Origin of the sequence: Pseudoalteromonas aliena SW19, from assembly GCF_014905615.1 — a bacterium.
GTDB classification, from domain to species: Bacteria; Pseudomonadota; Gammaproteobacteria; order Enterobacterales; family Alteromonadaceae; genus Pseudoalteromonas; species Pseudoalteromonas aliena.
Window position 1 is genome coordinate 649088 of the sequence record NZ_AQGU01000025.1, and the last position, 25787, is coordinate 674874.

The following is a 25787-nucleotide window of genomic DNA, read 5'->3' on the forward strand; positions in this document are numbered from 1 at the left end:
TACATCGGTTTTTATTTAAAACGTTAAAGTGAGTTATACGTTAAAGATACTCAACTTCAATGATTTCGTACTCAACGATACCTTTTGGCGTTTCAATAGACACTGCATCGTCCATTTGTTTACCAATTAAGCCACGTGCAATCGGTGAATTGACAGAAATTAAATTATTTTTAATATCCGCTTCATCATCGCCTACAATACGGTATTTTACTTCAGCATCAGTATCTACATTGACTATAGTCACTGTGGTGCCAAAAATAACTTTGCCCGTATTTGGCATTTTAGTTACGTCGATTATCTGAACATTTGAAAGTTTAGCTTCAATTTCTTGAATACGACCTTCACAAAAACCCTGTTGCTCACGTGCAGCGTGGTACTCAGCGTTTTCTTTTAAGTCACCGTGTTCACGCGCAACTGCAATGTCGGCGATAATTTTTGGACGGGTAACTGTTTTTAATTCGTTAAGCTCTTTGCGCAGTAAATCTGCGCCACGAACTGTCATCGGAATTGATTGCATACTTTTCTCACTTAACACCAAGGCCCTAGTTGGCCTTGGCACATTTCCTTAGTTCAATCGCAGGTGTAGCTCTTGAACTGACGTCACTTTACTGCGGTCATCTGCTTTATTAGCAGTACAGTTAGCGAATGCCGCGTTCAAGGTTGTCGTATAATTGGTTTTATTTTGCAATGCACCACGACGTAACACCTTCGAATCTTCGATCGCTTGGCGACCTTCGGTGGTATTCACGATGTAGCTGTACTCTTTATTCTTTATAGAATCAAGAATATGCGGGCGGCCTTCATATACTTTGTTTACACGTCGTACTTCAATGCCAGCCTCTTCAAGAGCAGCAGCTGTGCCACCTGTTGCATCAAGTTCAAAACCTAAGTCGGTCATGATTTTAGCTAATTCAACAATACGGGGCTTATCGCTATTACGAACAGATAATAACGCGCGACCACCGCGTGGTAAAGTGTTGCTTGCACCTAATTGCGCTTTTGCGAATGCTTCGGCGAAAGTATCGCCAACACCCATCACTTCACCTGTTGAACGCATCTCAGGGCCACGGATTGGATCCACACCTTGAAACTTAGCAAATGGCAGTACAACTTCTTTGACGCTGTAGTAAGGAGGGATCACTTCTTTAGTGATACCTTGGCTTGCTAAAGACTGCCCTGCCATACAACGAGCAGCTACTTTTGCAAGCGCCACACCTGTTGCTTTAGAAACAAACGGTACAGTACGTGCAGCACGAGGGTTGACTTCAATTAAATACACTTTGCCGTCTTTTACTGCAAACTGTGTATTCATCAAACCTACAACACCAAGCTCAAGCGCCATGTCGGTTACTTGCTTGCGCATTACATCTTGCACTTCTTGTGATAAAGAATGCGCGGGTAATGAACACGCTGAGTCACCCGAGTGAACACCCGCTTGCTCAATATGCTCCATAATACCGCCGATGATTACTTGCTCGCCATCACAAATAGCGTCAACGTCAACTTCAATCGCATTATCTAAGAAACGATCCAGTAATACAGGCGCTTCGTTTGATGCTTGCACAGCTTCGGTCATGTAACGACGTAAATCGTCTTCGTCGTATACAATTTCCATTGCTCGGCCACCGAGTACATACGAAGGGCGTACAACCAATGGGAAGCCAATTTCAACCGATTTAAGTAATGCTTCTTCCGTTGATGTTACTGTTGCGTTTTCTGGCTGAAGTAAGTTTAAACGCTCAACAAGTTGTTGGAAGCGCTCGCGGTCTTCTGCACGGTCAATCGCATCAGGTGAAGTACCGATCACTGGCACACCGTTGGCTTCAAGCTCACGTGCTAGTTTAAGTGGTGTTTGACCACCATACTGCACGATAACGCCTTTAGGCTTTTCAACACGTACAATTTCAAGCACGTCTTCAAGTGTAATTGGTTCGAAGTATAAACGATCAGATGTGTCGTAATCGGTCGATACCGTTTCAGGGTTACAGTTAACCATAATGGTTTCATAACCGTCTTCGCGAAGCGCAAGCGAGGCGTGTACACAACAGTAATCAAATTCAATACCTTGACCGATACGGTTAGGTCCACCACCAATAACAATGATTTTGTCACGATCTGTTGGATTAGCTTCACACTCTTCGTCGTAAGTTGAATACATGTAAGCCGTATCTGAGCTAAACTCTGCGGCGCACGTATCAACTCGTTTATATACCGGCACGATATTTAATAAATGACGCTTTTTACGAATTTCAGCTTCAGATACACCCGCAATTTCGGCAATACGCGGATCAGCAAAACCTTTGCGTTTAAGTTTGCGAAGGAAATCAGCATTTAAGCCTGCCATCCCCACTTCCGCAATTTTAGCTTCGTCTTTTAAAATGTCTTCTATTTGCACTAAGAACCAGCGGTTAACTTTAGTCAGCTCGTAAACATCATCAACGCTCATACCATGGCGCATTGCATCGGCAATATACCAAATACGCTCAGCACCTGGCTCGCGTAGTTCACGGATGATTTTTTCTTTCGCTTTAGGGTCGTCAAGTGCAACTATCGGGTTAAAACCTGTTGCGCCCACTTCAAGACCACGTAATGCTTTATGTAATGATTCTTGTTGGTTACGACCAATCGCCATTACTTCGCCAACCGATTTCATTTGCGTGGTTAAACGATCGTTCGCACCAGCAAATTTTTCAAAGTTGAAACGAGGAATTTTTGTTACAACATAATCAATTGAAGGCTCAAACGACGCAGGTGTTTTACCGCCAGTAATGTCGTTTTGAAGTTCATCAAGCGTGTAACCGACAGCTAGTTTTGCTGCAATTTTAGCAATTGGAAAACCCGTTGCTTTTGAGGCAAGTGCCGATGAGCGTGATACACGTGGATTCATCTCAATGATAACCATACGGCCATCTTCAGGATTAATACCAAACTGCACGTTAGAACCGCCCGTTTCTACCCCAATTTCACGCAATACTGCCATAGAGGCATTACGCATAATTTGGTATTCTTTGTCGGTTAACGTTTGCGCAGGTGCAACAGTGATTGAATCGCCTGTATGCACACCCATAGGGTCAAAGTTTTCAATCGTACAAACAATAATACAGTTGTCGTTTTTATCACGTACAACTTCTGTTTCGTACTCTTTCCAACCAATCAGTGATTCATCAATTAGCAATTCGCTTGTTGGTGAAAGATCTAAACCGCGTTCACAAATTTCTTCAAACTCTTCCATATTATAAGCAACACCGCCGCCGGTGCCACCCATAGTAAAAGATGGACGAATAATACATGGCAGACCTATGCGGGTCATTGTGTCTTTAGCTTCTGCCATTGTGTGAGCAATCTCAGCACGAGGGCATTCTAGACCAATGTTTTTCATTGCAATGTCAAAGCGTTCACGGTTTTCTGCTTTATCGATTGCATCTGCCGTTGCACCAATAAGTTCAACGCCATGCTTGGCCAATACACCGTGCTTATCTAAATCAAGTGCACAGTTTAATGCCGTTTGGCCACCCATTGTAGGCAGTACCGCATCTGGCTTTTCTTTTTCAATAATTTTTTCTACCACTTCCCAATGAATTGGTTCGATGTACGTCGCATCGGCCATATCTGGGTCGGTCATGATAGTTGCAGGATTTGAGTTAACTAATATAACTCTGTAGCCTTCTTCTCTAAGTGCTTTACACGCTTGAGCACCAGAGTAATCAAATTCACACGCTTGACCAATTACAATTGGGCCTGCGCCTAAGATAAGAATGCTTTTTATGTCGGTACGTTTTGGCATTATTACTCCAGTTAAATTAGTGTTTACGCGCTTGCATCAAATCGATGAAGTGGTCAAATAATGGGGCTGCATCGTGCGGACCAGGGCTTGCTTCAGGGTGACCTTGAAAACTAAACGCAGGTTTATCTGTACGATGAATACCTTGCAGCGTGCCGTCAAATAACGATTTGTGCGTGGCACGAAGTGTACTTGGTAGGCTTGATTCTTGCGCAGCAAAACCATGGTTTTGTGCGGTGATCATTACTACATTGCGATCTAGGTCTTTAACTGGGTGGTTAGCGCCGTGGTGGCCAAATTTCATTTTTTCTGTTTTAGCACCTGAGGCAAGCGCTAATAACTGATGACCTAAACAGATACCAAAAATAGGTGTGTCGGTTTCTAAAAAGGTTTTAATTGCATCAATAGCGTAAGTACATGGCTCAGGATCGCCAGGGCCATTAGATAAAAAGATACCATCAGGGTTTAAAGCCAGTACATCAGCGGCAGAGGTTTGCGCGGGTACGACTGTAAGTTTACAGCCACGGTCTACAAGCATACGTAAAATATTACGCTTTACACCGAAGTCGTAGGCAACAACATGAAACTTTTCATCAGCAGCATCAAGGGTTTTAAATCCTTCGCCTAATGTCCAGCTTGATTCGCGCCACTCAAAATTTTCCTTGGTTGAGACAACTTTTGCTAAATCCATACCTTTTAAGCCTGGGAAGGCTTGCGCGGCTTGTAGCGCTTTATTTTCGTCTAGCTCGCTACCAGCAATAATACACCCGTTTTGTGCGCCTTTATCACGCAAAATTCGAGTTAACTTTCTGGTGTCGATGTCCGCAATACCTAAAATATTACGTTCTTTTAAGTAATCATCTAACGATTGCTCGTTACGAAAATTACTCGCTAGCAGTGGCAAATCACGGATCACTAGGCCTTTAGCCCAAATTTGATTCGCTTCTTCGTCTTCGCTGTTGGTACCCGTATTACCGATATGTGGGTACGTCAAAGTTACGATTTGTTCCGCGTATGATGGATCAGTCAAAATTTCTTGATAACCAGTCATAGACGTATTGAATACTACTTCACCGACTGACATACCGTCAGCGCCGATTGCAGTACCGCGAAACACTGTGCCGTCTTCTAGGACTAACAGAGCGGATTTAGTCAAGTTAAACCTCCTAACAGTAAAAAACGGGAGTAAGCAATTGCTTAACACCCCGCCAATACCCAGAGGGATCGTCAAAACCAGATTTCTGTGAGCTTAAATTGTTTTACGCAGTCTTAAATGAAGCCGATGTAAACCACTAAACCTTCAACATTTTTTCTTGCCTAAAACTATTTTCATTCCCACTGAACCCCAGGATTTACTAGCCACTTGGGTATAATTGGAAACACGCATTTAGTAATTTTTGGCAAATTGGCTGTATATTACATTAAGTTGTGATTTAGGTCTAACATTATTTGGTAAATTGTAACAAATAACTGGCTTCAGGTGAAAATGGCTCCAAACAGCTAAAAAAGTAACTAAACTACTTTAAATCTAACACATCTTGCATATCATAAAGTCCTGCAGGTTTATTTCTCAACCAACCTGCAGCTCTTATAGCGCCTAGTGCAAAGGTCATTCTTGAACTCGCTTTATGGGTTAATTCGAGCCTTTCGCCCATTGTAGCGAAATAGGTGGTATGTTCTCCTACTATATCGCCTCCTCTTAGTACCGAATAACCAATCTCATTTTGCGATTTAGCAGTTTCTACTTGGCTGCGGTCGTATACAGCAACTTCGTCGTGATCCCAGCCTTTAGCGTGTGCGATTGACTCGCCTATTGCGAGTGCTGTACCCGACGGCGCATCTACTTTGTACCGATGATGTGCTTCAAATATTTCAATATCTAAATCATCACCCAATTTAGTTGCAGCTGTTTGCACAAGGTTCAGTAATACATTGACGCCTACACTGTAATTTCGCGCAAATACAATAGGAATATACTTAGCTGCATCGTGTAATTGCGCCATATCATCGCTTGTTAAACCGGTTGTACCAATAACCATAGGAATTTTGTGTGCCAAAGCGATTTTTAAATGGTTTTTCATTCCAGCAGGAAGCGTAAAGTCGATTAAAACATCTACATTATCTATTGTGCTGTCATCGCTAAAGCTTATATTTTTATCGGCTGCACTATTTATCTGGTTTACATTAATGCCTAATAACGATGAACTGCTACGAACGTATGCACCTGTAAGTTGTGTTTGCTCTTTAATTGTCGCTGCTTCTAATAGAGCTAAGCCCATTCTGCCATTAGCACCAAAAACGCCTATTCGATTTGTAGTCATTGTTTTTACCTAATTTAAATTTGAATCCGTTTTTTACTAATCTGAGTATATATCCGGAGCATCGCAAATACGCGTTTGGGCATTTTTATGCAATTGGATAAATATTAATCGCTGAAAATCGCGTTACTTTGTAGATATTATCTAAAAGTCATGCAATAGTCAGGTAAGCCTTTAATTAAATAATAATAACAATACCAGTTTACTTTAGCCATCTATACATTTAAACTTCTCTTTCGCGTCGATTTGGTCTTTGGCTTGCGGGCGCTGCATTCCTCTAACTTTGTTATTGATTAACTCAGTTAGGCGGTTTGCTAAATTCAGCTAAAAGAGAAATTTTTGGCTGTTGTAAATTAACTGGTTTCGAGGATTATGATGCAGCCATCATTTAACAAAAACAAAGCAATACTTTCTTTACTCCCTCTTTTAACCTTTGTCGCTCTGTTTTTAGGCTCTGGTTTATATTTGCAATCACAAGGGGTTGATTACGCTTTTTATCAGCTTCCTGCTCCAGTGGCTATACTCCCCGCCATTATGCTGGCCTTTATTTTAAATAAAGGCACGGTTAATCAATGCGTCGAAACCTTTATAAAAGGCGCAGGCCACAACAATATTATTACCATGTGTTTAATTTACTTACTTGCTGGGGCATTTTCTGCCGTTGCAAGTGCAACAGGCGGTGTAGATGCCGTCGTTAATGCTGGCTTATCGCTTATTCCGCCAGCTTTATTGCTCCCTGGTTTGTTTTTAATTGCGGCCGTTGTTTCTACCGCAATGGGAACGTCAATGGGAACGATTGGTGCCATTGGTCCGATTGCCTATGCGGTATCAATTAAAACAGGTATCGATCCTGCTCTTATGGCCGGTACAATCGTATCAGGCGCCATGTTTGGTGACAATTTATCGATTATTTCAGACACGACTATTGCAGCCACACGTACACAGGGCTGTGAAATGAAAGACAAGTTTAAAGAAAATCTTAAAATTGCAGTCCCTGCTGCAATACTGACTATTGGCTTGTTGTTTTATTTAACACCTGCTGCTCAAGTTGTTGAAACCAAGGATTACGATATTTGGTTAGTACTTCCGTATGCCTTTATTTTAGTGTTAGCAGTTGCTGGCTTGAACGTATTTGTGGTGTTATTTAGTGGTATTATTTTCGCTGCACTTATGGGCTTTACAGGAAGTTATGAAGGCGCAAGCTTTGTAAAAGATATTTACAAAGGCTTTACTGATATGCAGGAGATATTTTTACTCTCTATGTTTATTGGTGGCTTATCTGAATTTATTCGTATTAATGGTGGCCTTGATTACATCGCTCAAAAAATTCAAGCAATTACAAAAATCATTGCCAAATGGCACCGCAAAGTGGCAGATCAATTAGGTATTGCAGCACTCGTTATGACAAGTAATGTGTGTATTGCTAATAATACAGTGTCGATTATTGTCGCGGGACCTATTGCCAAAAAGCTTGCTGATGACGGTGAAATAAGCGGTAAACGATCTGCGAGTTTACTGGATATATTTGCTTGTGTAACACAGGGCTCACTGCCTTATGGCGCGCAAGCACTTCTGTTAGGTGCTACGTTTAAAATTAGTCCGTGGGAAGTATCAACGTCCTCTTATTACTGTTTTATTCTAGCCTTTACTGCCATTGCTATTATTTGCTTGCGTCGTAATAAAGCGTAATATATTAACGAGTAATTATGTTGCAGCATTACCGATAGCTGCAACATATGTTAAATTAACACTCAACAAAACAATCACCTCTGCTATAATTGCCGCTTACACAGATAACCTAACATTATAGTTATAAATCATTATGAAATTTAAAACACTACTTCCTCTGCTTAGCGTGTGTTCGCTTGCATTAACATCGTCTGCTTTGGCTGCAAGTTGGAGCAGTACTGCATTACACGTTAATAATGGCGTTCAAAAAAACCCTTTTACTAAGAAAAAATCAAATACAACCGTTTACTCTATCCAGCATGCTTCTGGCTATGAGTTTGGTGATAATTTTTTCTTTATTGATTATAGTAACGACGTAAAGGACGATGGCTACCAAGATGATGACTTTTATGGCGAGGGATACTCAACCGTTAGTTTATCTGCGCTTTATGATGAAAGAGTAGGTACCGGTAGCTTGTTAGATGTTGGTTTAACGGCTGGAATTAATGTTGCGCACGATGCCAAAGTAGTTAAATACTTACCTGGTGTAAAACTAAGCTGGGATGTACCTGGATTTAATTTTTTATCTACACTTGTTACAGCCTATATTGATGACAGCGAGGGTGTTGCTAAAGGCGGCGCACCTATTGAAACAAATAGCTGGATGTTTGATGTCGCTTTTGAATACCCTTTCACTATTGGCTCTCATAAGTTTAGTTTTAAAGGGCATGCCGAATACATTGCAAAGCGTGAAGATGAGTTTGGTAACAACGTAGAAGCGTGGATACTCGCCCAGCCTATTTTGGTCTGGGATATGGGCCATGCCCTAGCAATGAAAGAGAATACCTTACTGCTTGGTATGGAGCTGCAATACTGGCACAACAAGCTAGGTACCGAAGTGACCGAGTCGGTTCCGCAAATACATGTAGAGTGGGCATTTTAAACGCCAACATTAAATATCAAGATTATTCAATACGTTAGAAAACCTCTTAACCAGAGTTCAGGTTAATCAAACTCATATAGAAAGCCCTGAATGTTATTGTATTCAGGGCTTTTTTGACCGTTTTATATTACAGCTTACATTGCGGGTTTTTACCCTGTTTTTTAGCTGTACTTTGCTCGCTAAGTGCTTTACTCATTTGCGCTTGTAAGTTTTTAATACGGTTACTTGGTGCTGGGTGAGTTGATAAAAACTCAGGTGTTGCACCACTGCCTGCTTTTCCCATGTTTTGCCACAGTGTTACTGACTCCTGAGGGTTAAAACCTGCTTGTGCCATTAAATCTAAACCAATTTCATCAGCTTCTGATTCATGAGAGCGACTAAACGGTAAAACAACACCGTACTGCGCACCTAAGCCTAAACCTTGCATAATTTCATTACGGTATTGTATGTTACCCATTTCAAGTGCTGCACTACCAAGCTGCATACCGGTTTGTAAAATAGAACTTTGTGAGACCCGTTCATTTGAATGCTCAGCAATAACGTGACCTACTTCGTGTCCGAGCACGGTTGCTAATTGATCTTGATTCGTGGCTATTTTTAATAGGCCTATGTGCACGCCAATGTAACCGCCAGGTAATGCAAACGCATTGGCTGACTCGTCTTCAAATACAACCACTTCCCAATTTTGAGATGCATACTCTTTAGGTAATACGGCGACTACTTTTTCAGCAATACAATTTACATAAGCATTTGTTTTTGAATCTTTATTGATTGGCTGATTTTTTTTCATATCAGCAAAACTCGCAGTGCCCATTTCACTCATTTGTTGATCTGAGTAAAGTGCTATTTGCGTGCGCCCTGTCGGTGATGTTTTACAGCCAGCTAAAACCGCCGTGGCGAGTACGGCAAGTACTAATTTTTTCATTGTATTTTTCCAACTCATTATTTTTTATTACTTGTAGAATAGCAAACGCAGTGCCCGTTTTAAATATTTGCTTTGTGCGAGGCTACATTAGGTTGTGTTTAGCTTTTAATAAATCATGTCTGTGTCAAATGTTCTTGCCCACAAACAAGCAATAACAACACATGAATACTGACAATATACGATGAAAGGATAAACTTAGCAGGCAAACTAAGTTTATCCAAATACAATGCCCTGTTACACTATAAGCCTTGTTTTAGTAATGATTGAGTTTATACATGGACGCCTCGGTCTCGTCTTTTAATACCCGTATTTTATTGCCTTTGTTAGCCAGTATTGTAGCAATTACCCCGCTGGCGATTGATATGTACTTACCAGCAATGTTGGTCATTGCAAACGATTTACAAACAAGCATGCCAAATGTGCAAATTTCTCTAAGTATCTATTTAGCAGGTTATTCATTAGGTATGCTCTTTTTTGGACCTATAGCCGATCAAATTGGTCGTCGTAAACTTGCTAAAATAGGCTTAACGTTATTTGGTGCAAGCTCACTTGCACTCGCATTTACCACCGAAATACACGCTTTTTGGATACTAAGAGCAGTACAAGCATTCACAGGTGCAGCCGCCACAGTGGTTGTGCCTGGTATTATTAGGCATATTTATCAAAAAAATACGGCTAAGGGCATGTCTTATGTGTCTATGATCATGATGATAGCGCCATTACTTGCGCCTTCTATTGGTTCATTAATTTTAGGGGTTTCTTTATGGTCGACTATTTTTTTAGTGCTAGCTGCATATAGCTTTATTATTTTAGCGTTTGTGCAAGTGTATTTAATCGATATTCCAATCCACACAAATGAAAAAAAAGGTTTAGCGCTTTTCTTCGATAGTTACAAAATAATATTAAGCAATAAAGAAGCTCGTGCAGATATTTTAAGCTCTATGTTTGTATCGTTCGGCTTTTTTTGCTTTTTAACTTCAGTGCCTTTTGTATACCTTGATTTATTTAAAGTATCGGAGCAATTATTTGGAGTATTGTTTGCTTTTAACGTAATGGCGCTTATGTTTGGTAACTTTTTGAACACGCGTATAGTGCCGCGTATTGGCTCGCGTAAAATGCTCTACTACGGCCTAATATGTGGATTGCTTTCAGGTGGTGCGTTGTTAACATTTAGCTTACTGCACATGCCGCTTTATTACATTGTGGCAAGCATTGCACCGCTAATGATGAGTTTAGGTATCACGGCAAGTAATGCCGACTCACTAATTTTAATGAAGTTTGAGAAAAATACAGGGACGGCTACAGCGGTTATCGGCACTCTGCGCTTTGGTAGTGGTGCCCTAGTTGGCCCACTACTGGCCATTATGCATGCAAAAAGTGCTGTGCCTTTTTCGAGCCTGATGTTCAGCGCAGTCGTTTTAACGGTTCTAGTGCAGTGGTTCCACTATTTGAAAGACAAAAAAAATGCCTCGTTATGAGGCATTTTCTAAACTCATTAAAGGGCTAAATTAAGCATCAGCCGCTTTAGAAACCATAACCATCGCAGGGCGTAATAAACGACCATTTAATGTGTAACCTTTTTGCATAACAGCAAGCACTGTATTTGGTGTCACATCATTACTTGGCTGAATAGACATTGCTTGATGAAAATCTGGATTAAACTGCTCACCTTGTGGGTTTACAATTTCAACACCAAATTTAGATACAGCGTCATTAAAGCTCTTAACTGTCATATCAATGCCTTCAAGCAACGGCTTTAACGTGTCGTTTTCTTTATCAGAAAATTCAATAGCACGCTCAAGGTTGTCAATTACAGGTAGTAATTCGTTAGCAAATTTTTCTAGTGCAAATTTATGCGCTTTTTCTACATCTTGTGCTGCACGACGACGAATATTATCTACGTCAGCGGCTGCGCGAACAACACCATCTTTTTGATCAGCAATAGTTTGCTTAGCGGCTTCAAGCTCTGCATACAGCATTGCAATCTCAGCTTCAGGGCTTTGCTCTTGCTCTGCATGTTGCTCGGCGGCTTCTACTGCAGCTTCTACATCAGCCTGCATTTTTGAGATTTCTTCGTTCAATTCTACTTCTTGTTCAGGGTTTTGTGTCTGCTCAGACATAAAATACGTGCTCCAATTCTTTTCATCTGCGGTAATTATGGGGATTGAATAAAAAGATTCAAGAGTTAGATGTCTCAATTAATTTAAATTCTTGAATTATTTCTTCAATTTGCGCTGATTTAGGGCAAATTATACAAAAGCGGCTTTGGTATTCTTGATTTTGAAAATACGGCACACTTATTACAATTAATTCATCGCACTCAGTAAAAGGTAATTTTTCGCTGTTAAGTACCGATAAGCCGTTTTTAAAAGCCAGCTTATCTTCAACATAATTTAAAAATGAAACGCCAACATTTAAGCTTTGTTCACAATCAATTTGTTTATAAAGATAGTTTTCGCCTACGACTATGCTGTTATCTGAACCTAGCTTTTGACTTAGCTGGCGTGTCCATTGATTAAGTGAATCATGACAATTACGGGGAGCCGTATTGGCCATAGCTTGCATACGATACAAGCCTTCCATTAAGGTTTGTTGGCTAAATACAGTATTCAGCCATGTTGCAAACTGAAAACGAACAGAGTCTGATGAATCGTGAGGTTTATCAATACAAATATTATGGCTCTGCCCTGCTCTGTCTATTAATAAAATTAGCCAATCGGTTGAATCAAAATCAAGTACTTCTACTCTAAATACATGCTGCGAGCTTGCTTGTGGTAAGCCAACACAACAACACACTTGATATTTTTGGCTTAACCCATGGGCAAGTTCAACAAGCTGGGCTTGCTCTGGCTGCCAATAATTAGCAATGTCGCCAAGGGTAAAAAACTCATCAAACCAATAGTCAAACCCTTCATTTGTAGGCACCCTGCCTGCGGATGTATGAGGTGAATACAGTAAGCCCACTTTTTCTAAACGAGCCATAGCGTTACGTACCGTAGCCGAACACACTGCCATCCCTTTAAGTTTGGCAATTTTTGTTGATGGTACGGGTAATCCCTCACCATTACAGTACATATTCATAACAGCTGAAAAAATTTGCTGATCTCGTGGATTTATTTTCATGTTATCTACATCTTGTTGCATGATTGATATATCGGGGCGTTTACTATTATTTCAAGTCTATAGCTTGCTGCAACCTAGTAACATAATTAAAAGCTTTACTCGGTTTTTACATTGATGTCAGCCATTAGAGAAACGCAGGAGCAGCTACCGAGCCCACTCGATTACAAACCTCGCGCCGCGATTAAATCTCCCCTAGATTAAACAAATTTCAATCCACAAAGATCAACACGCCCTAGTTAGCGGTGTAATTAAGTCATATTAATTTAGCTAAAATCTGTATTTTCAAACACTTCTCTTTTGGGTTACTCTACAAAGACTAAAACTTACCGTGTGTACATTATGGACTCTCCTTTTAAAACCATTGGCCTTATTGGCAAACCAAATCACCCAGGGGCTGCGGCAACACTACAACGCCTGCATACATTTTTACTTGCGCTTGGTTTTGCAGTTATTGTAGAAAAACGCACTGGCGGACAATTAGTGGATGTGCCTAATAATAAACTTGTTAAGTTAGTTGATTTAGGTGAGCAAGCTGATCTTGCTATTGTAGTAGGCGGCGATGGTAACATGCTAGGAGCAGCTCGCGTGCTGGCCCGTTTTGATGTCGCTGTAATTGGTGTAAATAGAGGGAATTTAGGCTTTTTAACTGATTTGAACCCTGAAGGCTTTGAACCCAGTTTAGAGCAGGTTTTAAGCGGTGATTTTATTGAAGAGAAACGCTTTTTATTAGAAGTAGAAGTATATCGTCATAATGAGTTAAAAAGTGCAAATTCAGCAGTAAACGAAGCCGTTTTACATGCCGACAAAGTCGCGCACATGATTGAGTTTGAAGCCTTTATTAATCATGACTTTGTATTTTCGCAGCGTTCAGATGGCTTAATTGTATCTACACCAACAGGCTCCACGGCTTATTCACTTTCAGGCGGTGGTCCAATTTTAACGCCTGAACTCAATGCTATTTCACTGGTACCTATGTTTCCACACACATTGTCGAGTAGACCGCTAGTTGTTGATGCCGATAACGAAGTACGTTTAAAGCTCAGCCTCGAAAATACAGATAGCTTACAAGTTAGTTGCGACAGTCACGTAGTACTTGCGGTATTACCTGGTGATGAAGTGGTAATTAAAAAAGCCGATAAAAAACTGCGTTTAATTCACCCAAAAAATTACTCTTACTATAACGTTTTGCGCACAAAATTAAATTGGGGTAGCCGTTTGTACTAATTTTATTGCCAAGCGTAATACTTTCGAGCAAAATATACTAAAATAATAAATTATCTTTTAGGAACTAGTAGTAATGACGTATGTTGTATTTTTTACATTCTTATTATTAATAACGCTACTTGGTAGCTACTTAGTCGTAGAAAAAAATCGTCGCATAGCAATTGAAGCTAAGAAAAAGCTTTTTAATGATCGAGTATCCAAAACAAGTCTACGTTTAAAACTCAAACTGAACGATTTATTAGAAGCAAAAGTGATCCGCCCTAAATATGTCCCTAAAATACAAGCCATTGTAAATAATTTTTTTGTGGTACAGGGTCATACAGACGAAAACTTGCAAAAATTAGAAAGTATCACCGATTTACTTATCAATATTTTGTCTCATGAATTGAGTAAAACCTACGAAACATCATCAAGCAGTACTTTCGCTGATAACATACAGTACTTTGTATCTGAGCTTCCACCACAAGGGATCTTATATAACAAAGTTTTTTACACTGAGACCCTCCCCTCATTAATTATTCTTCTTAGGACTGCTGAGCTTGCTGAACCCGCTGAAAATAACATGCCACAACAAATATCAAATGAAGAACAATCAGCTCAAGAAGCCAATGCTGCATAAATAATAAAAAATTAATTTGCAAAAAACCAAAACACTGTATAAATTAACAGTTAATTGACTGGATGGATAAACAGTATGTTAATTGGTTTAGAAGTTAAAAATTTTGCAATCGTAAGTAATTTAAGCACAGAGTGGCAAAGCGGCATGACCGCCATTACCGGAGAAACAGGTGCTGGTAAGTCTATTGCTATTGATGCGCTTTCTTTGTGCTTAGGTGAACGCGCAGAAGCCTCTGCGGTTCGCCCCAATACCGACAAAGCAGAAGTATGTGCTCAGTTTGATTTAAGTGACCTTCCGCTTGCACAAGCTTTTTTAGAACATCACATGTTAGCTAATGCCGATAACGAATGCTTGTTACGACGTGTGGTGTGTAAAAATGGTCGTAGTAAAAGCTACATTAATGGCAGTGCAGTCACTGCTGCTCAATTAAAAGAGCTTGGCCAATACCTTATTTCTATTCATGGGCAACATGCGCACCAGCACCTTTTGAAAGCCGAACATCAACTACAACTGCTTGATGCCTATGCAGGGCATCACCACCTCGTTAGTAGTGTTAGTCAAAACTATAAACAATTTGCGAGTTTACAAAAAGAATTTAAACATCTCGAGCAACAGCAACTACAGCAGGCAGCCCAAAAACAACTCCTAGAATACCAAGTTGCTGAACTCGACGAGTTTGCATTACAAGAAGGCGAGTTTGAACAAATAGAAGCAGAGCATTACAAACTCAGCAATAGCCAAACTATCTTAGAAGCCTGTCAGCGTGAACTACAACATTTATACGAAAGTGATGAACAAAATGCATGTTCGTTATTACAACACAGTGCTCAACAATTTACAGAGCTGGCTCAGTACGACGAAAGCTTAGCCAGTGTTGCTACCTTACTTGCTGAAGCAGCGGTTCAAGTAGAAGAAGCAAGCCGTGAAGTACGTAGTTACACTGAGCAAGCTGATTTAGATCCGGCTCGTTTAGTTGAAGTAGAAAATAGGCTAAGCGGTGCAATGGATTTAGCGCGTAAGCACCATATAAAACCACAAGCCCTTGTTGAGTTTCATCAATCTATTTCACAGGAGTTAGAATCAATTAGTAATAATAACTCTCGGTTGGAACAACTAGAATCTGAAATAGAAAATGCGCTAGTACACTATCAGCAAGCAAGTGAGCAACTAAGTCAAAGCCGTAAAGAGTATGCCAATACACTCAATACCTTGATCAGTGAAAGTATGGCAAATCTCTCAATGGAAAACGGTGTATTCGAGATAGCTTTAATTCAAGAAACAGATCGTGTGCCAAATAATTTAGGCTACGATAATGTATCTTTTTTAGTATCAACCAACCCTGGTCAGCCGCTCCAGCCTCTTGCAAAAGTAGCATCTGGTGGTGAACTTTCGCGTATCAGTCTTGCTATTCAAGTGATCATCGCGCAAAAAGTAACAACGCCAACACTCATTTTTGATGAAGTAGATGTGGGTATATCAGGTCCTACCGCATCGGCTGTAGGCAAACTTTTACGTCAATTGGGTAAGTCTACTCAAGTTATTTGTGTCACCCACTTACCGCAGGTCGCTAGTAGTGCGCACCAGCAATTTTTTGTAGCGAAAGAAATTGCACAAGGCGAAACGTTTACCAATATGTTGCCTTTAAATAAAGATGGTCGAGTAAATGAAATAGCGAGATTATTAGGAGGCGATAACGTAAGTAAAACAGCCAAAGCAAACGCAAAAGAATTAATAAAAGCGCACGCTTAAACCAACAAAATAATTACGGGGCACGCTGTTTAAGTTTTCCTATACATTTGTTCTGTATAAGAAATTTTTTCACGCAGTTACATCCCCTCAATTGATTAAGTATTATTACGGATTGGTATAAGGATAAGTGAAATGGCAAGTGATTTACTTTTTATGTGCGTTGTTGTGGGTTGGTTATTGCTAACATTAAGTATTTTTCTAACTCTCTTTAGTCGCTTTAAACACACTAAATTTAAACAACATTTATTCCGGTTTTTAAATGTTGTTTTATTACTACAAACAGCTGTATGGGTAATCTATGTGATGAATACTTCTGATAATAGCGTTATTGGCTACTGGAGCATTTTAGCTTCGCAAGTAATTTGTAACTTACTATGTTATATGAGCGTAAAGCGCCGTATAGCTAAAATAAAACCGTCTCTTGACTATTTTTCTATGGATTAAGCGACACCCAAAAATATGATCAAGAGCAAGTTCTGTTTTTTCCTTGCTCTTTTGCTGTATAAAGTAATTCATCAGCGTGCTTAATATCAAGATCGATAGAACGCGCCTCTAGACACTGAATAACACCTATACTAATTGTCAAATTGACACTTTCTGGCAGTTCACATATTGAGTTGTTTTTAAGCGAAGCATGTATTTTATTGGCAACCTCTACCCCTTTTTCTTTTACTGCGTTGGGTATTGCAATTAGAAACTCCTCCCCTCCCCAACGAGAAACAAGTGCTTTATCTGGTATATTTTGCTTTAACGTATTCGCTAAATGAGTAAGCGCTTCGTCACCAATATCGTGACCATACACATCATTAATTTTTTTAAAGTTATCGACATCACAAAGCATGATAACAAAAGGGGTTTGGTCTCGTGATAAAGCCAGCTTAAATTCTTCTAGCTTCTTCATTGTATACCGTCGATTCGGCAAGTTAGTTAATGGGTCTATTGTGGCTAACACCTCATTTTTTTGGCTTAAAGCAATAATCTTGTCATTATATTTTTCTCTTGTGTACTCATAAAAAGCACTTAACATCGCAACAATTATAAATGAAAACAGTACTCTATATGTATATTGATTAGGTTCGTAATTATAAATATCAAGGGCGTCAGCAAAATAAAACGCTAAAATTACCGCAATCAAAAATAAAACAATATCAAAAGTACCACGCTTTAATCCTCGAATAGAAAATGTGACTGGAGAAACAATAAATATCCAGATGGGTCCAGTCCCTTCAACACCCCCTGTGAGCACCAAATAAATCATTAAAACGTATAGATTATAAAGAATTGTATTTGCAGATTTTTCAACGTTTATATAACTAATAAATGCCCACATATAAATAAAAGATGAGCACAATAACATCATAAAAAGTAAATGTTCGCCATTAGTAAACGCAATGCAAGACATTGAAAATGTCGCTATAAAGCCTATTAATGAAAACAGTCTTACAATTAGTGTTCTTTCCGTTTTGTCTGAATATTCGTACATAGTTAAGAGAGTTTTCTTTTGTTAAATTATATATTTAGTTTTAGGGCCTGCTTACCTTTCGAGGTTAAATTTGCAGCAGACTGTTTGGTATTCAGGCAAGGCAGAGCCTATGGTAATCCCCCCATGAATAGGCGATAACGCAGCATAAATGCCAAACATGCGCAGCCCTTTGAGCTCGATCTAGGGACGATTAACTCTTTGTTGCTTAGTTTTACTTATTATTACAGGGATGTAAGCCATTAGAGTAGCGCAAGAGCAGTTACCGAGCCCACTAGGTTACAAACCTCGAGCCGCGATTAAATCGCCCCTAGATTGAACAAATTTCAATCCACAAAGGTCAACAGGTCCTAGATTAATGATCTATTCTCGCATCAGATAAACAGGTCAATTACAATATTGACTGCTGTACCTCATTGTTTCACTAATGATTTAGGTTTTACTGCTCAATTTTCACTCGCAAAATGCGTATATTTTTAATTTTGGACTCCCTCGCTTTTTAATTATAGAAATAAGCATAGTCAGTTAATGTATAAACATAAACAATTATGCCGTTATTACTATTTATTTCTTTATATTTATAAACATGGCGGCGTCACCAAGGTTTTTACGACGCTAAGTTAAGCGCTTGGCGCAATAAATCGCTTACCATCTAGGTCAACAACATCGAGCATGTTAACTACATCAGCTATGGATTTCCCATTATAAATAACCATAACTATCAAAAACTAAGCCTGTCCAGTGTTGGTTTTCTTTTTCGTAGTGTAACGGTTTAGCTCAGCGTATAAGCTTCTTAGGTAAGAGATAAAGGAAGTAAATCTGCGAGTGTTTCAACTTTATTAGGTTTTATGTTGTTAATAATATCGAGAGCATTAAAAAGTTGCATAAAAAATCCGAATTCTACAAAAAAATTCGGATTCTTATATACCTAGGACATGTTGATCTTTAGCATAAAAATAAATAACCTGATCTCTGGATAATAAATCTATCTCAAGCTGCTATTTTCAGCGTTAACTACGTTGAATTTACTTGCAATAGGCCAGCTATTGACGCGTAAGTTCGCCTTGTTTTCACTGAAAATCTCTGGCTAGAGAAAAATAAATTTAAATATCATTATGATTATTAGTAAATATCTTAACCAGTTCAGGTTAAATAACGTTATTACACTTTTAAATAATCCATAATACCTTCAGCTGCATTACGTCCTTCAAAAATAGCGGTGACAACCAAATCAGATCCTCTCACTATATCCCCACCTGCAAATATTTTCGGATTAGTGGTTTGATGTGTAAATTCACCGTGCTCTGGGGCGTTAATACCGCCCCAGTGGTTTATCTCTACATCGTACTTTTCTAACCAATCCATTTTGTGAGGTTGGAAACCAAACGCCATAATAACTTGGTCTGCTTCAATAATATGCTCTGAGCCAGGCACCTCTTCAGCGCGGCTTCTGCCTTTTTCGTCAGGTTCGCCTAATTTAGTTTTAACCATTTTAACGCCGGTTACTTTCCCTTTATCGTTCAGTACAATGCCTTTAGGCTGAACGTTATACGTAAATATCACGCCTTCTTCTTTCGCGTTTTTAACTTCGCGTTTAGAGCCCGGCATGTTTTCTTTATCACGACGATACGCACATGTTACTTTAGCTGCATTTTGACGAATAGATGTACGCACACAATCCATTGCCGTATCGCCACCACCTAGTACAACTACTTTTTGATTAGCCATATCTATACAAGATTGATTTGTCTCGTCGTAACCCATCACGCGGTTAGTGTTACCGATTAAGAATGGTAGAGCATCGTGTACACCAGCTGCATCTTCATTTTCAAGACCTGCACGCATACTTTGATACGTACCCACACCTACAAATACAGCGTCGTAATCAGCTAAAATTTGCTCAAGCGTAATATCAACACCTACTTCAATATTTAACTTAAATTCTACGCCCATTTCAGTGAATATTTCACGGCGTTTTTGCATTACTGATTTTTCAAGCTTGAAAGAAGGAATGCCAAAGGTGAGCAGTCCGCCAATTTCTGGATGACGATCAAACACCACTGGTTTAACGCCGTTACGCACTAAAATATCAGCACACCCTAAACCTGCTGGGCCCGCACCGATAATAGCCACTTTTTTGTCGGTCCAAGTTACATAAGACATATCAGGCTTCCAGCCCATTTTAAATGCCTCATCGGTAATATACTTCTCAATATTACCAATTGTTACAGCACCAAACTCTTCATCTAATGTACACGAGCCTTCACACAGTCTGTCTTGTGGGCAAACGCGACCACAAACCTCTGGCAAACTGTTTGTACGATGAGACAGCTCAGCTGCTTCTATAATGCGGCCCGTACGTATTAACTTTAACCATTGTGGGATGTAGTTATGCACTGGGCATTTCCACTCACAGTATGGGTTACCACAATCTAAACAACGGTCAGCTTGTGAGTTAACTTGATTTTCAGAAAAGGGTTCGTAAATTTCTACGAAAGACTTTTTACGTGACGAAATTGGTTTTTTGCGCGGGTCTACACGCTGCACGTCTATAAATTGATATACATTTTCGCTCATACGGCCCCCTTATTGCGCTTGAACACGTAGTTCAGCACTACTGCGGGCGCGGTGCCCGAGTAAACTTTTTACGTCACTGGATATTGGTTTTACTAATTTGAACATCGGTAAGTACAATTCAAAGTTAGCCAAAATGCTCTCTGCTCTGCACGAACCCGTAAGCTCTAAATGCTCAGCAATTAAGCCGCGTAAATGCTCTTGATGCGAGGTTAACTTTTCAAGTGTGACTATTTCTACTAGCTCTGGATTAATGCGTTTTTCAAAGTCATTACGTTCATCTAAAATGTACGCAAAGCCACCGGTCATGCCCGCACCAAAGTTAACGCCTACATTGCCAAGTACACATACAACGCCGCCAGTCATGTATTCACAACCGTTATCACCCACGCCTTCAACAACGGCTTGCACACCTGAGTTACGCACTGCAAAACGCTCGCCAGCACAACCTGCAGCAAACAGTTTGCCGCCTGTTGCACCGTATAAACACGTGTTGCCTGCAATGGTGGCTTTATGGCTTTCGAAAGACGAGCCTAGTGGTGGGCGAATAACTAACTTGCCGCCCGCCATCCCTTTACCTACGTAGTCGTTAGCGTCGCCAACCAGTGTCATTTCAAGGCCACCAGCATTCCATACACCAAATGATTGGCCCGCTGTGCCATGCAATTCAATGGTTACTGGATCTGCTGCCATGCCTTGGTTACCGTATTTATCAGCAATGTAGCCCGAAAGCATTGCACCGACCGATCTGTCGGTATTACAAATACGGCTCACCAGTGAAATACCGCTTGAAGCATCAATTGCCTCTTGCGCCTTAGCAAGTAGGCTCTCATTAAGCTTTCCTAAATAATGCGAGCTATTAGGTGCACTACAATACAGTGTTTCACCTGTTGGGTTATTCGGCTGAGCAATAACAGATGATAAATCGATTTTCTTCTGTTTTGCTGTTTTACCTTCAATTTCTTCTAGTAAATCTAGTCGACCAATTAGGTCTGTTAAATTTGCAACCCCTAAACTTGCCATAATCTCACGCGCTTCTTGCGCTATAAACTTAAAGTAGTTCATCGCCATTTCTGGTAAGCCATGGTAATGCTTTTGCCGAAGTGTTTCGTCTTGTGTTGCAACACCCGTTGCACAGTTATTTAAATGACAAATACGTAAGTATTTACAACCAAGCGCAACCATTGGACCTGTACCAAAGCCAAAGCTCTCGGCGCCTAAAATAGCGGCTTTAATAATATCTAAACCTGTTTTTAAGCCACCATCTGTTTGTAAGCGAATACGATGACGAAGGCCATTTTCAACAAGTGCCTGCTGCGTTTCAGCAAGACCAAGCTCCCAAGGGCTACCAGCATATTTAACAGAAGTAAGCGGACTTGCGCCTGTGCCGCCATCATAGCCAGAAATAGTAATTAAATCAGCATAGGCTTTAGCAACACCTGTTGCAATGGTCCCTACACCTGGTTCTGAAACCAGTTTTACAGAAATAAGTGCGTTTGGGTTTACTTGTTTTAAATCGAAAATCAGCTGAGCTAAATCTTCAATTGAATAAATATCGTGATGCGGTGGTGGCGAAATTAACGTAACACCTGGTACTGAATAACGAAGTTTTGCAATATACGGGGTTACTTTTTCACCTGGTAATTGCCCGCCTTCGCCAGGTTTTGCACCTTGCGCTACTTTAATTTGAATAACATCAGCACTGCGTAAGTAATGCGGCGTTACACCAAATCGACCCGATGCAACTTGTTTAATTCGAGAGTTTTTCTCTGTACCATAACGCAGTTTATCTTCGCCGCCTTCACCAGAGTTTGAACAACCGCCTAAGCGATTCATTGCAATTGCTAAAGCCTCATGTGCTTCTGGCGATAATGCACCAATACTCATTGCTGCTGAATCAAAACGCTTGTATAAGTTTTCTGCAGACTCAACTTCATCAATATTTATACCTTGCTCTGGTAATTTAAGTGCAAGCATGTCACGAAGCGTTGCTATTGGGCGGTTATTAACTAAATCGGCGTAAGCACTGTAATCTTTATAGTCACCTGAACGCACCGCTTTTTGAAGCGTTTGAATAACATCAGGGTTATATGCATGGTATTCACCACCGTGCACATATTTAAATAAACCACCGTGGCTTAATAATTTACGCTTACTTAAAGCAAGTTTGTGTAAACTTTGCTGATCGTCATCAAAGTCAGTAAAGCATGCACCTTGTATGCGACTTGCCACACCTTTAAAGCACATGTCAACAATGGCATCAGATAGACCCACTGCTTCAAACAACATTGAACAACGATAAGAAGCCACGGTACTTATGCCCATTTTAGACATAATTTTGTACAAGCCTTTATTAATGGCTTTACGGTAAGCAAGAGTAACCCCGCAGTACGATTTATTAATAATTTTGCTGTCGCTCATTGCAACTAACGACTCATATGCAAGGTACGGGTAAATTGCCGTTGCACCAAAACCTAATAACACAGCAAACTGGTGCGCATCACGCACGCTACCGGTTTCAATAATAATATTTGATTCACAGCGAAGATTATTATCAACGAGGCGATTTTGAACAGCGCCCACAGCCATAGCAGCTGGAATAGGTAAATTTATATCATCAAAGTTACGGTCCGTTAGTACCAGCATAATACAGCCAGACGCTGCTTTTTTCTGAGCAATATCACAAATTCGCGACACTGCTTTTTCTAGGCCTTCGTCAACTGTGTAGGTAATATCAATTTTACAGTAACTGTAATGCGCTTCATCGGCATTAAGTAATTGCTGCATGTCTGCGTACATTAAAATAGGAGTATCAAACTGTAGGCGCTTGGCATGACCGGTCGTCTCGTTAAATACGTTTTGTTCACTCCCAATACACGTTGCCAGCGACATTACATGATTTTCTCGAAGTGGGTCGATTGGTGGATTTGTTACTTGCGCAAATTTTTGGCGGAAGTAATCATACAGCGAGCGATGCCCTTCACTGAGTACAGCAAATGGCGTGTCATCCCCCATTGAGCCTGTGGCTTCTTGGCCGTTTTCACCCATTACGCGAATAACGCTATCAAGCTCTTCGTTGGTATAACCAAACATTTTTTGGTATTTAGCCAGTGTTTGATCATCAAACGAGCGATTACCCGCATCTTGCTCTGTAAGTTCTTCAAACGGAGTAAGGCGTTTAACATTTTCTTCAAGCCATGACTTATAAGGATGACGAGATTTCAAATCTTGATCGATTTCATCAGAGTGCCAAATTTTGCCAAGCTTAGTATCTATAACTAACAGTTCGCCTGGTCCTACGCGGCCTTTCTCTACCACTTCATCGGCTGTGTAATCCCAAATACCCACTTCTGATGCAAGGGTAATAAAGCCATCTTGTGTAATTACATAACGCGCGGGGCGCAGTCCATTTCGGTCTAAGTTACAGGCTGCAAAGCGGCCATCCGACATAACAATACCCGCAGGGCCATCCCATGGTTCCATGTGCATCGAGTTAAAATCATAAAATGCACGTAAATCGTCATCCATTGCACGGTTTTTCTGCCATGCAGGTGGCACGAGCATGCGCATAGCGCGAAATAAATCCATGCCACCAGCTAAAAATAGCTCAAGCATGTTATCTAGGCTTGATGAATCAGAACCAGTTTCGTTTACAAACGGCGCTGCGCTTTGTAAATCAGGAATAAGCGGTGACGCAAACTTGTATGAACGTGCGCGTGCCCACTGGCGGTTACCTTCAATAGTATTAATTTCACCATTGTGTGCTAAATAGCGAAAAGGTTGAGCTAAAGGCCAACGCGGCTGAGTATTAGTAGAAAAACGCTGATGAAAAACACAAATCGCACTGGTCATTCTAATATCAGCTAAATCTAGATAAAAATTAGGTAAATCTGCAGGCATCATTAAGCCTTTATAGATAGTTACCAAACCAGATAGACTTGCGATATAAAAAGCTTCGTCATCAACAATGCGCTTTTCAGCACGGCGGCGCGCTATGTATAAGCGACGCTCTAAATCTTTAGAGCGCCAACCTTCTGGCGCGCTAACAAAAATTTGTTCAAAACCAGGTAATTGCTGTACAGCAATAGGACCCAGCATTGATGGGTCGGTTGGTACTACACGCCAACCTAAAATATTTAGCGTTTCTTTTTCTAATTCTTCACTAAGTATTTTTTTTGCAGTCTGTGCTAAAACGGGATCTGAATTTAAAAAAATCATACCCACAGCATAATTCTTACCTAAATGCCAGTTGTGCTCACCAGCAATAGCACGAAAAAAACTGTCTGGCTTTTGCAATAATAAACCGCAGCCATCACCTGTTTTACCGTCAGCAGAAATACCGCCACGGTGCTGCATACGATCAAGCCCCGTAATCGCGGTGCGAATAAGCCGATGACTAGCCTGACCATTAACTTGGGCAATTAAGCCAAAACCACAATTTTCTTTTTCTAACTTTGAGTCATATAACATAGACCCCTCCCCTTGCTGCACTGTTAGCGTGAATGAACTGCTCGACGATTTGCTAACAGCCGGTCAAAACTAGCCTCTATCTTAAATAGAGTCAATAGCATTTTGAATACATATTCACATTCTTGAATATTTCTCACTTGATGGCAAGATTTCTTTTACATCTATTTTTTTAACATTTAGCTGTATTTTGGCGGTTTTTTTTTCATGACACTGGTGTCAAGTTTAACATTTTGTAAAAACAGGCAAACAAAAAGCGTCAGTTTACGTAAGCGTAAACCAGCCATTCAGTGAATAAATATTCAATATAACTTATCGAATACAATTAACATTTAGATAGTTTTGTGGTATTTGCATCACTTTACGACTTAACATCTCTCTTATTTACTTGTAATTAGTATAGTTAACCTGAACTCTGGATAATAAATCTATCTCAAGCAGCTATTTTCAGCGCTAACTGCGTTGAATTTACTGAAAATCACTGGCTAGAGAAAATAAATTTAAATATCACCATGATTCAATTCGTTAGTAAATCTCTTAACTAGAGCTCAGGTTAGTTATTAATTTGTGTGGCATTTTAGGGTCTGTTGATCTTTCAAGATTAAATTTGCAGCAGTCTGTTTGGTATTTAGGCAAGGCAGAGCCTATGGTGTGTGGTTATTCCCCATAAATGGGCGATAACGTAGCATTAATGACAAACAGGCGCTGCCCTTTGGGTTCTTTCTAGGGACGATTAACTCTTTGTTGCTCGGTTTTTACTTAGCCCACTAGGTTACAAACCTCGCGCCGCGATTAAATCGCCCCTAGATTGAACAAATTTCAATCTACAAAGGTCAACACGCCCTAGTCTTTTAATAGTGGATTTTTATTTACCAAACTGTCCGCAGCGGACACTATTTATGTCCGCGTACATATT

The 25787-nt window shown here is 40.1% G+C and carries 17 protein-coding genes and 1 pseudogene; 7 read left to right on the forward strand and 11 right to left on the reverse strand.

The genetic code is table 11. The annotated features are described in order from the left end of the window. Nucleotides 1-40: 40 nt before the first annotated feature. The 4 genes from greA to dapB all read right to left on the reverse strand — a co-directional run bounded on the left by greA (nt 41) and on the right by dapB (nt 6102). Nucleotides 41-517: a transcription elongation factor GreA gene (gene greA, locus PALI_RS08470; RefSeq protein ID WP_007375825.1), complete on the reverse strand. Its 477-nt coding sequence runs from the start codon at nt 515-517 to the stop codon at nt 41-43. A 48-nt stretch (nt 518-565) separates the two neighbouring features. Continuing rightward, nucleotides 566-3784, reverse strand: a complete 3219-nt coding sequence (carB, locus tag PALI_RS08475) for a carbamoyl-phosphate synthase large subunit (protein ID WP_077538186.1) — start codon at nt 3782-3784, stop codon at nt 566-568. Between the two features lie 16 nt (nt 3785-3800). Then, nucleotides 3801-4937 (reverse strand): glutamine-hydrolyzing carbamoyl-phosphate synthase small subunit, encoded by a 1137-nt coding sequence (gene carA / locus PALI_RS08480; protein WP_077538187.1) that lies wholly within the window; start codon nt 4935-4937, stop codon nt 3801-3803. A gap of 361 nt (nt 4938-5298) precedes the next feature. Next, entirely contained in the window at nt 5299-6102 is an 804-nt protein-coding gene (gene dapB / locus PALI_RS08485; RefSeq protein WP_138585188.1) for a 4-hydroxy-tetrahydrodipicolinate reductase, read from the reverse strand. Nucleotides 6103-6474: 372 nt separating this feature from the next. Here dapB and PALI_RS08490 point away from each other — a divergent pair, with 372 nt between their 5' ends. Together PALI_RS08490 and PALI_RS08495 are read left to right on the forward strand one after the other, a co-directional pair. Beyond that, the gene (locus PALI_RS08490) at nt 6475-7788 is read left to right on the forward strand and encodes a Na+/H+ antiporter NhaC family protein (RefSeq protein WP_077538189.1); all 1314 of its coding nucleotides are present in this window, start codon (nt 6475-6477) and stop codon (nt 7786-7788) included. A 133-nt stretch (nt 7789-7921) separates the two neighbouring features. Beyond that, nucleotides 7922-8710, forward strand: a complete 789-nt coding sequence (locus PALI_RS08495; RefSeq protein ID WP_193155570.1) for a nucleoside-binding protein — start codon at nt 7922-7924, stop codon at nt 8708-8710. A 127-nt stretch (nt 8711-8837) separates the two neighbouring features. On the opposite strand, the gene PALI_RS08500 is transcribed toward PALI_RS08495, so the two are convergent. After that, a complete protein-coding gene (locus PALI_RS08500; protein WP_193155571.1) occupies nt 8838-9635 on the reverse strand; it encodes a M48 family metallopeptidase in 798 nt (265 codons plus the stop codon). 275 nt (nt 9636-9910) lie between these two features. On the opposite strand from PALI_RS08500, the gene PALI_RS08505 reads away from it, so the two are divergent. Next, nucleotides 9911-11113: a Bcr/CflA family efflux MFS transporter gene (locus PALI_RS08505; RefSeq protein WP_193155572.1), complete on the forward strand. Its 1203-nt coding sequence runs from the start codon at nt 9911-9913 to the stop codon at nt 11111-11113. A 30-nt stretch (nt 11114-11143) separates the two neighbouring features. On the opposite strand, the gene grpE is transcribed toward PALI_RS08505, so the two are convergent. Together grpE and PALI_RS08515 are read right to left on the reverse strand one after the other, a co-directional pair. Beyond that, nucleotides 11144-11755, reverse strand: coding sequence for a nucleotide exchange factor GrpE (grpE, locus tag PALI_RS08510; protein WP_182701091.1), 612 nt, complete (start codon nt 11753-11755; stop codon nt 11144-11146). Nucleotides 11756-11813: 58 nt separating this feature from the next. After that, nucleotides 11814-12779, reverse strand: coding sequence for an HrcA family transcriptional regulator (locus PALI_RS08515; RefSeq protein ID WP_193155573.1), 966 nt, complete (start codon nt 12777-12779; stop codon nt 11814-11816). A gap of 318 nt (nt 12780-13097) precedes the next feature. Here PALI_RS08515 and nadK point away from each other — a divergent pair, with 318 nt between their 5' ends. From nadK to PALI_RS08535, 4 genes are all read left to right on the forward strand, one after another. Continuing rightward, nucleotides 13098-13982, forward strand: coding sequence for an NAD(+) kinase (gene nadK, locus PALI_RS08520; RefSeq protein ID WP_077538195.1), 885 nt, complete (start codon nt 13098-13100; stop codon nt 13980-13982). A 73-nt stretch (nt 13983-14055) separates the two neighbouring features. Continuing rightward, complete coding sequence (locus tag PALI_RS08525; protein ID WP_077538196.1) at nt 14056-14601, forward strand: hypothetical protein; 546 nt, start codon at nt 14056-14058, stop codon at nt 14599-14601. Nucleotides 14602-14676: 75 nt separating this feature from the next. Continuing rightward, nucleotides 14677-16350, forward strand: a complete 1674-nt coding sequence (gene recN, locus PALI_RS08530; protein WP_193155574.1) for a DNA repair protein RecN — start codon at nt 14677-14679, stop codon at nt 16348-16350. Nucleotides 16351-16482: 132 nt separating this feature from the next. After that, nucleotides 16483-16794 (forward strand): hypothetical protein, encoded by a 312-nt coding sequence (locus tag PALI_RS08535; RefSeq protein WP_193155575.1) that lies wholly within the window; start codon nt 16483-16485, stop codon nt 16792-16794. 19 nt (nt 16795-16813) lie between these two features. On the opposite strand, the gene PALI_RS08540 is transcribed toward PALI_RS08535, so the two are convergent. From PALI_RS08540 to gltB, 4 genes and pseudogenes are all read right to left on the reverse strand, one after another. Continuing rightward, complete coding sequence (locus PALI_RS08540) at nt 16814-17833, reverse strand: GGDEF domain-containing protein (RefSeq protein ID WP_226894522.1); 1020 nt, start codon at nt 17831-17833, stop codon at nt 16814-16816. A 620-nt stretch (nt 17834-18453) separates the two neighbouring features. Then, a pseudogene (locus PALI_RS20115) lies at nt 18454-18716 on the reverse strand (transposase domain-containing protein); the annotation flags it as partial. A gap of 275 nt (nt 18717-18991) precedes the next feature. Further along, complete coding sequence (locus tag PALI_RS08545; protein ID WP_193155576.1) at nt 18992-20407, reverse strand: FAD-dependent oxidoreductase; 1416 nt, start codon at nt 20405-20407, stop codon at nt 18992-18994. A gap of 9 nt (nt 20408-20416) precedes the next feature. Next, nucleotides 20417-24874: a glutamate synthase large subunit gene (gene gltB, locus PALI_RS08550; protein WP_193155577.1), complete on the reverse strand. Its 4458-nt coding sequence runs from the start codon at nt 24872-24874 to the stop codon at nt 20417-20419. Nucleotides 24875-25787: the final 913 nt, after the last annotated feature.